The organism is Streptomyces sp. NPDC002513 (genome assembly GCF_053595355.1).
Genome location: NZ_JBSFXK010000021.1, coordinates 52085 through 64473, shown reverse-complemented (window position 1 = coordinate 64473; position 12389 = coordinate 52085). Strand labels below are relative to the sequence as shown.

The following is a 12389-nucleotide window of genomic DNA, read 5'->3' as shown; positions in this document are numbered from 1 at the left end:
CGACGGGTGAGTGCCGCGGCGCCGCAGCGGGCGGCCCGCCGGGTGCGGGACCGGCCCGTCACGCCTTCCAGTGACGGCGGCCGATGCTGATCAGACGCAGCCGCCGGGTCGCCGTCCTGGCCACCTCGTCCCGCATGTCGGTGGGACCCTCCATCGCCTCCAGGAACTGGCAGGCCGTCGCCAGCATCTGATCGACATACAGGCCGGCGAGCATCAGCAGGTCCTCCTCGCTCCATCCCGCGGACTCGGGATGTCCGGCCAGTGCGACCCGCACCTCCTCGGCGAACCGCTCCAGTTGGCGCCGGATCTCCTCCCGCACCGGCTGCACGCCGCCGTGCCGCTCCCGCGCGATGAACCGTACGTGCGCCGGATACGCGTCGACATGACGGGCGATCAGGTCGACGGCGCGCGCGATGCGTTCCTCGCTGCCGCCGGTCGCGGCGACCGTGGACTCGATCATCGGGTGGAGGCTGCCGAGGGCCGCCTGGACCAGTTCCACACCGAGGTCCGCCGTCGACCGGAAGTGCCGGTAGAAGGCGGTCGGGGCGACCCCCGCCGCACGCGTGACCTCGCGCAGGCCGAGGCTGCTCAGGCTCTGCTCCTCCAGCAGTGCGAGCGCCGCGTCCAGGAGCGCCTGCCGGGTCTTCTGCTTCTGGGCCTGCCGGATCCCGAGGGTGTGACTCATGCCATGCAGTTAACAATTGTTCGCTGGAATTTGAAAGCCGGGGGACGCGTTAGACTGGGCAGTCAGTGAACGGTTGTAACCACAATCGTTCACCGGAATGTAACGACAGGCGCCCACCTCGGAGGGGATGTCATCCCATGCTGATCCTCGTCGCCGCACTTCTGCTGCTGGGGACCGTCCTGGGCACCGTGGCCCACGCCCCGCTGCCCGTCACCCTCGTGGCCGCGGCCGTGATCGCCGTCTGGCTCGTGATCTTCGCGGTCCGCGAGCGGCACGGGCGCCGGCGGCACACCTCGGCCCACTGATCGCCGTACGCCATCCGACCGTCGGGAGATGACCGCATCATGAACCTCACCGCGACCCGCAAGGAGAGCACCACGGCTCCGGCCGGCACCAGCGCCGCGACTCCGGCCGACACGAGCACCACGGCCGCGGACCGCCGCACCGGTACGCGCGACACCGAGGGCATGGCCGTGGCGTCCTTCATCCTGGGCCTCGTCGGCCTCCTGGTCCTCAATGTCTTCCTCGGCCCCCTCGCCATCGCCCTGGCGGCCGTGGCCCTGTGGCGCGGCACCCGGCGCCGGGGCCGCGCCTATCTCGGCCTCGGCCTCGGCATCGCGGACCTGATGGTCCTGGTGGCCCTGATGCAGATGGACCACACGGTGTCCTGGAGCTTCTGAGAGCCGTACGGCGCGGTGGCCGGAAGGCCCGGCCGCATCCCCGGCCGGGCCGGGCCGCGCCTCGCCCACACCACCACCGGCCATAGAATTGGCCCATCATGGCTTACCTCGACCACGCCGCGACCACCCCGATGCTCCCCGAGGCGGCAGAGGAACTGACCGCCCAGCTCGCCGTCACCGGCAACGCCTCCTCGCTGCACGCAGCCGGCCGCCGCGCCCGGCGCACCGTCGAAGAGGCCCGTGAGACCCTCGCGGAAGCCCTCGGCGCCCGCCCCAGCGAGGTCGTCTTCACCTCCGGCGGCACCGAGGCCGACAACCTCGCCGTGAAGGGCCTGTACTGGGCCCGCCGCGACGCCGACCCGGCCCGCACCCGGATCCTGTCCAGCCCCGTCGAACACCACGCGGTCCTCGACGCCGTCCACTGGCTCGGCGAGCACGAGGGCGCCACAGTCGAGTACCTGCCCGTCGACTCCTACGGCCGCGTCCGCCCCGAGGACCTGCGCAAGGCCATCGCCCGCAACCCCGCCGACGTCGCCCTCGCCACGGTCATGTGGGCCAACAACGAGATCGGCACGATCATGCCGGTCCGCGAACTCGCCGACGTGGCAGCCGAGTTCGGCATCCCGCTGCACGCCGACGCGGTCCAGGCCCTCGGTCAGATTCCGGTCGACTTCGACGCGTCCGGCCTCGCCGCCATGACGGTCTCCGGCCACAAGATCGGCGGCCCGTACGGCATCGGAGCGCTGGTCCTCGGCCGCGAGTACAGCCCCGTGCCCGTGCTGCACGGCGGCGGCCAGGAGCGCCATGTGCGCTCCGGCACCCTCGATGTGCCGGCCGTCGCCTCCTTCGCGGTCGCCGGACGGCTCGCCGCCGAGCGGCGCGAATGGTTCGCCCGGGAGATCGGCGCGCTGCGCGACACCCTGATCACCGCGGTCCGCACGGCGGTCCCGGACGCGCTCCTCGGCGGGGACCCGGTGGACCGGCTCCCGGCCAACGCCCACTTCACCTTCCCCGGCTGCGAGGGCGACTCGCTGCTCCTGCTGCTGGACGCGCAGGGCATCGAGTGCTCCACGGGCTCGGCCTGCACCGCCGGGGTGGCCCAGCCGAGCCATGTCCTGCTCGCCACCGGAGCCGCCCCGGACCTCGCCCGCGGCACGCTCCGCTTCTCCCTCGGCCACACCTCCACGCAGGAGGACGTGGTGGCGGTCGCGAAGGCGATCGGCCCCGCGGTGGAGCGGGCGCGCAGCGCGGGGCTCACCTGAGCCGGTCCGAGCCGCCTTCCGGCCCCCGCGGACGGCGGCGGATACTCGCGAGCCGGGGCCGCCGCGCGCCCCGTACTCTTGAAGGGCTATGACTGACACCCCGCAGCGCCCCCTCCGCGTCCTCGCCGCCATGTCCGGCGGAGTCGACTCCGCCGTCGCCGCCGCCCGCGCCGCCGAAGCGGGCCACGACGTGACCGGCGTCCATCTCGCGCTGTCCGCGAACCCGCAGTCGTTCCGCACGGGCGCGCGCGGCTGCTGCACCATCGAGGACTCGCGCGACGCCCGCCGCGCCGCGGACGTCATCGGCATCCCCTTCTACGTCTGGGACCTCGCCGAGCGGTTCCGCGAGGACGTGGTCGAGGACTTCATCGCCGAGTACGAGGCCGGCCGCACCCCCAACCCGTGCCTGCGCTGCAACGAGAAGATCAAGTTCGCGGCGCTGCTCGACAAGGCCCTCGCGCTCGGCTTCGACGCCGTCTGCACGGGCCACTACGCCAAGGTCGTCACCCTCGACGACGGCACCCGCGAGCTGCACCGCGCCTCCGACATGGCCAAGGACCAGTCGTACGTCCTCGGCGTGCTGGACGAGAGGCAGCTGGCCCACGCGCTGTTCCCGCTCGGCGACACGGTCACCACCAAGGACGAGATCCGCGCGGAGGCCGAGCGCCGGGGCCTCGCGGTCGCCAAGAAGCCCGACTCGCACGACATCTGCTTCATCGCGGACGGCGACACCCAGGGCTTCCTGGCCCAGCGGCTCGGCCGGGCCGAGGGCGACATCGTCGACGAGTCCGGCACCAGGGTCGGCACGCACGAGGGCGCGTACGGCTTCACGATCGGCCAGCGCAAGGGCCTCAGGATCGGCACCCCGGCGCCCGACGGCAAGCCGCGCTACGTCCTCGACATCTCGCCGGTCAGCAACACCGTGACGGTGGGCCCGGCGGCCTCCCTCGACGTCCATGCGCTGACCGCCGTCAAGCCCCGCTGGTGCGGCACCGCCCCGGCCGGCCCCGGCACCTACACGGCCCAGCTCCGCGCCCACGGCGGCGAGACGGAGGTGACGGCGGACCTGGTCGACGGCGAACTGCGGGTGCGCTTCACCGAGCCGGTCCGCGGCGTGGCCCCCGGCCAGGCGATCGTCCTGTACGACGGCACGCGCGTGGTCGGCTCGGCGACGATCGCGTCGACGGTCCGGGCGACGACCGCGGTGGCGTGACGCCCAAAAGCGCGATCGCGGTGGCTGCCCTCCGGGCACACCCGACCGGGGCGGCGTGACCTCCCGGTGCGCGACGCGGTGGCGCGCCCCGGCCGAGTACGGCTGGCCGCTAGCTCCCGAAGAACTCCGCCAGCACCGGAGCGAGCACCCGGGGCTCCACCATGTGGTCCTGGTCCTCCAGGGTGCGGTACGTGCCCCGGGGTGCCGCCTGCGCGACCGCCTCGGCCGCCCTGCGCAGCCACTGCGGGCTCGCGCCGCCCGCAACGGCCAGCACGGGGACGGTGACCGAGGCGAGCCCCTCCCGGGGCACCAGCCCGTCGCCCATCACGGCGTTGTCGTAGGCGAGGGTCGGCGCGATCGCCTCCATGTCGGCCCACATCGGGGACCGGCGGGCGTTCGCGATCATCTCCGGGGCCAGGCCGGTGAGGCCGAGGAACAGCTCCACCGCGTCTCCGCGCCGGTGCTGCCCGAGCGCCTCGCCGAGACGCACGGTGTACTCCGCGCGTTCCGGCGCACCGCCCCCGTAGTCGGCGAACGGCGGCTCGTAGACGGCGACCCCGCGCACCGGCAGCCCGCTCGCCGCCGCCCGCAGGGCCAGCGCGCCGCCGGACGAGATGCCGTAGAGCCACGCCTCGCCGCCCGCCGCCTCGATGAGCGCGGCCAGGTCCTCGACCTCGCGGGCCACCGCGTACGGCGTCGTGTCACCGCTCCCGCCGCGGCCCCGGCGGTCGTACACGACGACGCCGAAGCGGTCCGAGAGACGCGCGGCCAGGTGCACCAGGGTGGCGCCCGTGGACATCGCGCCGCTCACCAGGACGACCGCCGGGCCCTGTCCGGTGCGTTCGTACGCGATGCGGGTGCCGTCGCGTGAGACGGTCTGCTTGTCCATGTCTGCGAGACTGCCGCAGGGCGGCGGCGTCAGCCGCTCACGACACCTCCACTTCGTAGAAGCAGAGGTGATCCTTGACGGCGGCGACGTCCGGCTTGGGGTCCGGATACGCCCATACGAGGTCCGCCGCGTCCGGCAGCGACCAGTACGACGCCGTCCCCTTGAAGGGGCAGACCGTGTGGGTCTCCGAGGCGGTGAGGAGGTCCGTGCGGACGTCCTCGGCGGGGATGTAGTACCGCGCGGGACAGCCGGTCTCGCGCAGCACGAGGGCCCGGTCGGTCTCGGCCAGGATCTGTCCGTCGTGTACCACGCGCACGTGCCGGTCGCCCTGCTCGATGGTGATCGTGTGTCCGTTGCTCATATAGGAAAAGCACGTGCGGGACCGCGGTTCTTCCCGCGTACGGTGTGCGGCATGAATATCTGTGTCTTCCTCTCCGCCGCCGACCTCGCCGACCGCTACACGCGCCCCGCGCGCCAGTTCGCAGAGCTGCTCGGCAAAGGCGGTCACACCCTGGTGTGGGGCGGCTCCGACACCGGCCTCATGAAGGTGGTCGCCGACGGGGTGCAGGAGGCGGGAGGCAGGCTCGTGGGCGTCTCCGTCCGGTTCCTGGCCGCCAAGGCCCGGCCGGGTACCGACGAGATGGTGGTCGCCGACGACCTCGCCGAGCGCAAGAGGCTGCTCCTGGAGAAGGCCGACGCGGTCGTGATCATGGTCGGCGGGACCGGGACGCTCGACGAGGCGACCGAGATCCTGGAGCTGAAGAAGCACGGGCACACCGACAAGCCGGTGGTCCTCCTGAACACGGCCGGCTTCTACGACGGCCTGGAGCAGCAGTTCCGGCGGATGGAGGACGAGGGCTTCCTGCCGCGCCCGCTCTCGGAGCTGGTGTTCTTCGCCCAGGAACCGGCGGGGGCGCTCGCGCATCTGGAGGAGTCGCTCGGGATCCGCTAGCGCCCCGATGCGAGCATGGCGGGTATGGCAACACATGTGATCACCGGAGCCGGTTCCGGCATCGGCGCGGCGGTGGCCCGCCGGCTGCACGCGCGCGGGGACGCTCTTGTGCTCCACGCGCGCGACGCGGGCAGGGCGAAGGACCTGGCGGCCGAGTTCCCCGGGGCGACGACCCTGGTGGGCGACCTCGCCGACCCGGACAAGCTGTCCTGGGCCTTCTCGCACCAGGCCCTGCCCGACCGAGTGGACTCGCTGCTGCACAGCGCGGGCGTGGTCGACCTGGGCCCGGTGAGCGAGCTGACCCCCAAGTCCTGGCGCCACCAGCTGAACGTCAACCTGATCGCCCCCGCGGAGCTGACCCGCCACTTCCTGCCCCAGCTCCGCGCGGCCCGGGGCCATGTCGTGTTCGTGAACTCCGGCTCGGGCCTGAACGCGCATGCGGACTGGTCGGCGTACGCGGCCTCCAAGCACGGCCTGAAGGCTCTCGCGGACTCCCTGCGCCAGGAGGAGCACGCGCACGGCGTGCGGGTCACCTCGGTCTACCCCGGCCGGACCGCGACCCCGATGCAGGTCAAGGTCCACCAGCAGGAGGGCAAGCCGTACGACCCGTCCGGATGGATCGACCCCGAGTCGGTGGCCACGGCCCTCCTGATGTGCCTGGACCTGCCGAGGGACGCGGAGGTCAACGACCTGACGGTGCGGCCGGGGGCATAGCAGGGCGGCGCGCTCCCACGGCGGACCCGGCACCGGGGACGGCCGCTCCCCCGGAGGGCCTACGCTGCACGGGTGAGTGAAGACAGCCAGTTCAGGTTCGGTGCCGCCACCGGAGTCGGGTCCATGCCGGGAGGCGATGCCCGGGAGGCCGCCAAGACCGTCACCGGAAGCTTCGAGGACTTCCCCTTCCTCGCCGAGCTGCCCGCCCGGGGGCCCGGTGCGGACATGATCGGACGGACCGCCGGGATGCTCGTCGACCTGTACGCGCGCGTGGAGCCCAGCGGCTGGCGGCTCGGGGACCGGCCCGGGCGGGACACCCGGCGGGCCCGCTCCTGGCTGGGCGAGGACCTGGACGCCCTGGAGGAGTTCACCCAGGGGTACGAGGGCGCGCTGAAGGTGCAGGCGGTGGGGCCCTGGACGCTCGCCGCCGCCCTGGAGCTGAGGAACGGCGAGGCCGCGCTCTCCGACCCCGGCGCCTGCCGCGATCTCGCCGGCTCCCTCACGGAGGGGCTGCGGCTCCATCTCGAGGAGGTGCGGCGCCGTGTACCGGGGGCCGGGCTCGTCCTCCAGCTCGACGAGCCCTCGCTCACCTCCGTCCTGCGTGGACAGGTGAGGACCGCCAGTGGCTACCGGACGCACCGGGCCGTCGACCGGCAGGTCGTCGAGGCCTCCCTGCGGGACGTCGTCGCGGTGCACGCGGACGGCCCGGTCGTCGTGCACGCGTGCGCACCGGACGTGCCCTTCGCCCTGCTGCGCCGGGCGGGCGCCGCCGCCGTCTCCTTCGACTTCCCGCTCCTCACCGAGCGTGACGACGAGGCGATCGGCGAGGCGGTGGAAGGGGGTACCCGGCTCTTCGCCGGGGTCGTGCCCGGCACCGACGGCCCGTTGTCAGACCCGGCCGGTAGCGTCATGGGTGTCAGGACGCTGTGGCGCAGGCTGGGTCTGCGTCCGGAGCTTCTCGCGGAGGCGGTCACGGTCACGCCGGCGTGCGGGCTCGCGGGCGCCTCCCCGGACTACGCCCGCAGGGCGCTCGCCCACTGCGTCCGGGCGGCGAGATCCCTCGCGGACAACCCAGAGTAACGGGAGGACCATACGGTGGCCGGCGACAAGCAAGCGGAGACGACGGTGCCCGCCGAGGCACGGGAGCAGCACGCGCAGCTCGCTGAGCAGATCGAGGAGCACCGCTTCCGGTACTACGTGAAGGACGCTCCCGTCATCAGCGACGCGGAGTTCGACCGGCTCCTGCGCTCCCTGGAGGCGCTCGAGGAGCAGTACTCCGAGCTGCGCACCCCCGACTCGCCCACCCAGAAGGTGGCGCGGGCGTACGAGACGGAGTTCACGGCCGTCGAGCACCGCGAGCGCATGCTCTCCCTCGACAACGCCTTCGACGACGCGGAGCTGGCCGCCTGGGCCGACCGGGTCGCCAAGGAGGTCGGCACCTCCGCGTACCACTTCCTGTGCGAGCTGAAAGTCGACGGTCTCGCGGTCAACCTCACCTATGAGCACGGCCGTCTGACGCGCGCGGCGACCCGCGGCGACGGCCGCACGGGCGAGGACATCACCCCGAACGTGCGGACGATCGCGGAGATCCCGGACCGCCTCAAGGGCGACCGGGTCCCCGACCTCGTGGAGATCCGGGGCGAGGTCTTCTTCCCGATGGACAAGTTCGAGGAGCTGAACGCGCGGCTGGTCGAGGGCGGCGACAAGCCCTTCGCCAACCCGCGCAACGCGGCGGCGGGTTCCCTGCGGCAGAAGGACCCGCGCGTCACGGCCACCCGTCCGCTGCACATGGTGGTGCACGGCATCGGCGCCCTGCGGGGCGTCGAGGACGGCTTCACCCGTCTCTCCGAGGCGTACGACCTGCTGCACTCCTGGGGCCTGCCCACCGCCCGGCACAACCAGGTGGTCGACGACCTCGACGGCGTACGGGAGTTCATCGCGTACTACGGCGAGCACCGCCACTCCGTGGAGCACGAGATCGACGGAGTCGTCGTCAAGCTCGATGAGATGCCCCTCCAGGGGCGGCTGGGCTCCACCTCGCGCGCCCCGCGCTGGGCGATCGCGTACAAGTACGCGCCCGAGGAGGTCAACACCAAGCTCGTCAACATCCGTGTGGGCGTGGGCCGCACGGGCCGGGTCACGCCGTACGCGCAGGTCGAGCCGGTCACGGTCGCGGGCTCGGAGGTCGAGTTCGCCACCCTGCACAACCAGGACGTCGTCAAGGCCAAGGGCGTGCTCATCGGCGACACGGTGGTGCTGCGCAAGGCCGGTGACGTCATCCCCGAGATCCTCGGCCCGGTCGTCGACCTGCGGGACGGCACCGAGCGCGAGTTCGTGATGCCGTCCGAGTGCCCCGAGTGCGGTACGCCGCTGCGGCCCATGAAGGAGGGGGACGTCGACCTCCGCTGTCCGAACGCGCGGACCTGCCCGGCCCAGTTGCGTGAGCGGCTGTTCTATCTCGCCGGCCGCAAGGCGCTGGACATCGAGCACTTCGGATATGTGGCCGCCGCTGCCCTGACCAAGCCGCTGGAGCCGTCCCCCGATCTCTCGGCTTCGCACGAGCAGGGGGCACCGCCACCGCCACCGCCTCCGCTGAAGGACGAGGGCGACCTGTTCGACCTCACCATCGAGCAGTTGCTGCCCATCAAGGCGTACGTCCTGGACCAGGACAGCGGACTGCCCAAGCGCGACCCGAAGACCGGTGAGGAGAAGATCGCCACGGTCTTCGCCAACCAGCAGGGCGAGCCCAGGAAGAACGCGCTGGCGATGCTGGAGAACATCGCCGCCGCCAAGGAACGCCCGCTCGCACGCGTCCTGACCGGGCTGTCGATCCGTCATGTCGGCCCGGTCGCCGCCGAGGCGCTGGCCCGTGGCTTCCGCTCCATCGACCGGATCGATCAGGCCACCGAGGAGGAGCTCAGGAACACGGACGGGGTGGGGGAGATCGTCGCGCGGTCCGTCAAGGAGTGGTTCGCCGAGGACTGGCACCGCGAGATCCTCCGCAAGTGGAGGGCCGCGGGCGTCCGTCTGGAGGAGGAGGGCTCGGGCGAGGACGAGGGCCCGCGCCCGCTGGAGGGGCTCACCGTGGTCGTCACCGGCACTCTCGAACACTTCACCCGTGACGGGGCCAAGGACGCCCTGCAGAGCCGTGGAGCGAAAGTAACCGGTTCTGTCTCGAAAAAGACGTCTTTCGTGGTCGTGGGTGAGAACCCGGGATCGAAATACGCCAAGGCCATGCAGGTGAAGGTCCCCGTGCTCAACGAGGACGGTTTCACGGTCCTGTTGGAGCAGGGCCCGGAGGCTGCGGCGGACGTGGCCCTTCCGACCGGTGAGTAGGGGGAGAAGGCCGCCTGTTCTGCGCATACCAGATGCATAGGGTGACCGGGTCGCATTCGGGCAACCGTCGACGACCGCTGCCCGAGAGAGCCTTCCGCGGCCTACTGTTGAGGTATGCGCCTGCCGTGCCCGGACGCGTGGTGGGTTTTCCAACGCGATGCCGTTGACGGGTCGTCGGGCAGCAGGCTGCGTGGCGTGGGCACCGCCGGCTGTGAGAGGGACGGGAATGGAACCGACCGAGAGTGCCGCCTCGGACTCACGGCTGCGCCTGCGCCGGATGTCCGGCGCCTGGCGGGTCTGCCGCCGCACCGCGCGGCCACCGGAAGGCATGCACGGCCCGAGCGCCGGGCCGGGCGGACTCCCGGGCGTGACACCCGCGCCGGGACCCGCCCACGGCGCCGGAGTTCCGCCGGGGAACCTCTCGGCTCTCATCCCCGTCCAGGCCACCGGCCCCGGGTCCGCCGCGCTGCCCGTCGGGCTGCCGTCCGGTCCGCCCGGTCCCCACGACGGCGAGGGGCGGTGGGCCCGGTCCGCGCTGCCCGCGGCGGTCGTCGCGGCGGCCGCATGCGTCCTCGGCGCCGGCTTCTTCCATGCGTTCGGCGGCCACCACGCGCTCTTCCCGTCCGGCACCGCCGGCTGGTCCCTGGCCCTGCTCACCGGCATCATCGTCGGTCATCTGGTCGCGCTCGGCCGCGCCCGCTCATGGGGCGGCACGGGGTCCGGCGCGGCCCTGACCCTCGCCGTCCTGCTGCTGTACGGCTGGGTGCCCGCCGGAATGGTCAGCCTCACCGTCGTCGTCCTGGTGAGCACGGCCCGGCTCGGGCGCTGGCGGCAGGGCGTCCTGCACGGCGCGGTCGACATCCTCGGCCTCGGCGCCGGAGCGCTCGTCCTGGCCGTCTTCGGGCGCGTCCCGACCGTCGAGGCCCCCTGGAACCCGCAGCACTGGACCCTCTACTCCGCGCCCCAGGTCGTCCTCGTCGCCGTCGCGTATCTCGCGGTGACCCCGGTGCTGCTGTGGTACCTCCAGACGCCGCGCGCCGGGAAACTGCCGACCCTCGCCCGCTCCGCCCTGGTCAGGCAGGGCCTCCTCGCCGTCGCCCTGCTCGGTATCGCCCCGCTGATCTGCGTCGTCGCCGTCGCGCTCCCGATCCTGTTGCCCCTGTTCTCCATCCCCCTCGTCGCACTGGACTCCACCCTGTGGATCGCCCGGGCCCGCGCCGAGGAACAGCTGCGCGACCCGCTGACCGGGCTGCCCAACCGGCTGTGGCTGCTGGAGCGCACCTGGACGGCGCTCGACGACGCGGAGCGGATCGGTGCGCGGGCCGCCCTGATGCTGATCGACCTCGACCGTTTCCGGTCGGTGAACGACACGCTCGGTCATCTCGCCGGTGACCGGCTGCTTCTGCAGATCGCCGAGCGGCTGCGGCTCGCGCTGCCGCGCGGAGCGGAGGCGGCGCGGCTCGGAGGGGACGAGTTCGCCGTGTTACTGCCCGTCGCGGACTCCACGACGTCCGCCTCACGGGCGGCCCGCAACCTGGTCGCGGCGCTCAGCTCCCCGCTCGACCTCGACGGACTCACACTGGTCCTGGAGGCCAGCGCCGGGGTCGCCGTCTTCCCCGAGCACGCGCGGGACGCGGAGGGACTGCTCCAGCGGGCGGACGTCGCGATGTACCAGGCGAAGCGGGACCGTACGGGGGTGGAGGTGTACGAGTCCAAGCGGGACTGCAACACCCCCGACCGGCTCGGGCTGCTGGGGGATCTGCGACGCGCGCTGGACGCGCACGAGGTGGAACTGCACTACCAGCCCAAGGTGCGCTTCGACGGGCAGGTCGCCGGGCTCGAGGCGCTCGTGCGATGGGTGCACCCCGAGCGCGGGAAGGTGCCGCCGGACGAGTTCATCGCGATCGCCGAGTCCTCCGGGCTGATGCCGCACCTGACGGAGTACGTGCTGGAGACGGCGCTCGGGCAGGTGGCGCGCTGGCGGGCCCAGGGGCTGCGGGTCCCGGTGGCCGTGAACGTCTCGCCGCGGGATGTGCACACCCCCGGGTTCGCGGGCTCGGTGGCCGCGCGGCTGGCGCGGCACGGGGTTCCGGCGGGGGCGTTGCAACTGGAGATCACGGAGCACGTGCTCCTGGAGGACCCGCAGCGGGCCGCCGACACGCTGGCCGCGCTGGCCGGGCACGGGGTGAAGATGTCGCTGGACGACTTCGGGACGGGGTACTCGTCGCTGGTCCATCTGCGGCGGCTGCCGGTGAGCGAGCTGAAGATCGACCGTTCGTTCGTGGCGCGGCTCGCGGTGGACGCGGAGGACGCGGAGATCGTGCGCTGCACGGTGGACCTGGCGCATTCGCTGGGGCTGCTCGTCGTCGCGGAGGGGGTCGAGGACGACGAGACGTGGGAGCGGTTGCGCGACCTGCGGTGCGACGCCGTCCAGGGATGGCTGGTCGCCGCCGCGATGCCGCCCGAGGAGACGACGGCGTGGCTGCGGGCGCGGGGGTCGCGGGGGTGGCAGCGGCCGCAGGCGGCTCTGCCGGCCGCCGAATAGCCTTCCCACCCCGCCCACCGGTCCGACTCGGCCGGGTTGTGGCCGTTTCCCGTGGGGGCTGGTCGCCGTCGGCGGTGCGGATGGTCGGGCCGGTCCCTGGAAGGCGGGGCACC

Annotated in this window: 12 protein-coding genes; 9 read left to right on the top strand and 3 right to left on the bottom strand. The window is 72.8% G+C overall.

Annotated elements, in window-relative coordinates:
- Positions 1–58: 58 nt before the first annotated feature.
- Entirely contained in the window at positions 59–685 is a 627-nt protein-coding gene (locus tag ACWD5Q_RS16620) for a TetR family transcriptional regulator (RefSeq protein WP_451427710.1), read from the bottom strand.
- Positions 686–822: 137 nt separating this feature from the next.
- On the opposite strand from ACWD5Q_RS16620, the gene ACWD5Q_RS16615 reads away from it, so the two are divergent.
- The 4 genes from ACWD5Q_RS16615 (at position 823) to mnmA (ending at position 3840) form a co-directional block, all read left to right on the top strand.
- Entirely contained in the window at positions 823–990 is a 168-nt protein-coding gene (locus ACWD5Q_RS16615; protein WP_451427709.1) for a hypothetical protein, read from the top strand.
- Between the two features lie 162 nt (positions 991–1152).
- Positions 1153–1365, top strand: coding sequence for a DUF4190 domain-containing protein (locus ACWD5Q_RS16610; RefSeq protein WP_451427748.1), 213 nt, complete (start codon positions 1153–1155; stop codon positions 1363–1365).
- Positions 1366–1463: 98 nt separating this feature from the next.
- Complete coding sequence (locus tag ACWD5Q_RS16605; protein ID WP_451427708.1) at positions 1464–2627, top strand: cysteine desulfurase family protein; 1164 nt, start codon at positions 1464–1466, stop codon at positions 2625–2627.
- Positions 2628–2715: 88 nt separating this feature from the next.
- Positions 2716–3840, top strand: coding sequence for a tRNA 2-thiouridine(34) synthase MnmA (mnmA, locus tag ACWD5Q_RS16600; protein WP_451427707.1), 1125 nt, complete (start codon positions 2716–2718; stop codon positions 3838–3840).
- Positions 3841–3949: 109 nt separating this feature from the next.
- Here the strand turns inward: mnmA and ACWD5Q_RS16595 are convergent, their stop codons facing one another.
- Positions 3950–4729, bottom strand: coding sequence for an alpha/beta fold hydrolase (locus ACWD5Q_RS16595; protein ID WP_451427706.1), 780 nt, complete (start codon positions 4727–4729; stop codon positions 3950–3952).
- A 37-nt stretch (positions 4730–4766) separates the two neighbouring features.
- Positions 4767–5090 (bottom strand): DUF427 domain-containing protein, encoded by a 324-nt coding sequence (locus tag ACWD5Q_RS16590; RefSeq protein ID WP_451427705.1) that lies wholly within the window; start codon positions 5088–5090, stop codon positions 4767–4769.
- A gap of 51 nt (positions 5091–5141) precedes the next feature.
- Here ACWD5Q_RS16590 and ACWD5Q_RS16585 point away from each other — a divergent pair, with 51 nt between their 5' ends.
- The 5 genes from ACWD5Q_RS16585 to ACWD5Q_RS16565 all read left to right on the top strand — a co-directional run bounded on the left by ACWD5Q_RS16585 (position 5142) and on the right by ACWD5Q_RS16565 (position 12276).
- On the top strand, positions 5142–5681 hold the full coding sequence (locus ACWD5Q_RS16585; protein WP_451427704.1) for an LOG family protein: 540 nt from the start codon (positions 5142–5144) through the stop codon (positions 5679–5681).
- A gap of 15 nt (positions 5682–5696) precedes the next feature.
- A complete protein-coding gene (locus tag ACWD5Q_RS16580; RefSeq protein WP_451427703.1) occupies positions 5697–6395 on the top strand; it encodes an SDR family oxidoreductase in 699 nt (232 codons plus the stop codon).
- Positions 6396–6467: 72 nt separating this feature from the next.
- On the top strand, positions 6468–7475 hold the full coding sequence (locus ACWD5Q_RS16575; protein WP_451427702.1) for a methionine synthase: 1008 nt from the start codon (positions 6468–6470) through the stop codon (positions 7473–7475).
- A 15-nt stretch (positions 7476–7490) separates the two neighbouring features.
- Positions 7491–9731, top strand: coding sequence for an NAD-dependent DNA ligase LigA (gene ligA / locus ACWD5Q_RS16570; protein ID WP_451427701.1), 2241 nt, complete (start codon positions 7491–7493; stop codon positions 9729–9731).
- A gap of 226 nt (positions 9732–9957) precedes the next feature.
- Positions 9958–12276: an EAL domain-containing protein gene (locus ACWD5Q_RS16565; protein WP_451427700.1), complete on the top strand. Its 2319-nt coding sequence runs from the start codon at positions 9958–9960 to the stop codon at positions 12274–12276.
- The last annotated feature ends 113 nt before the right edge of the window (positions 12277–12389 follow it).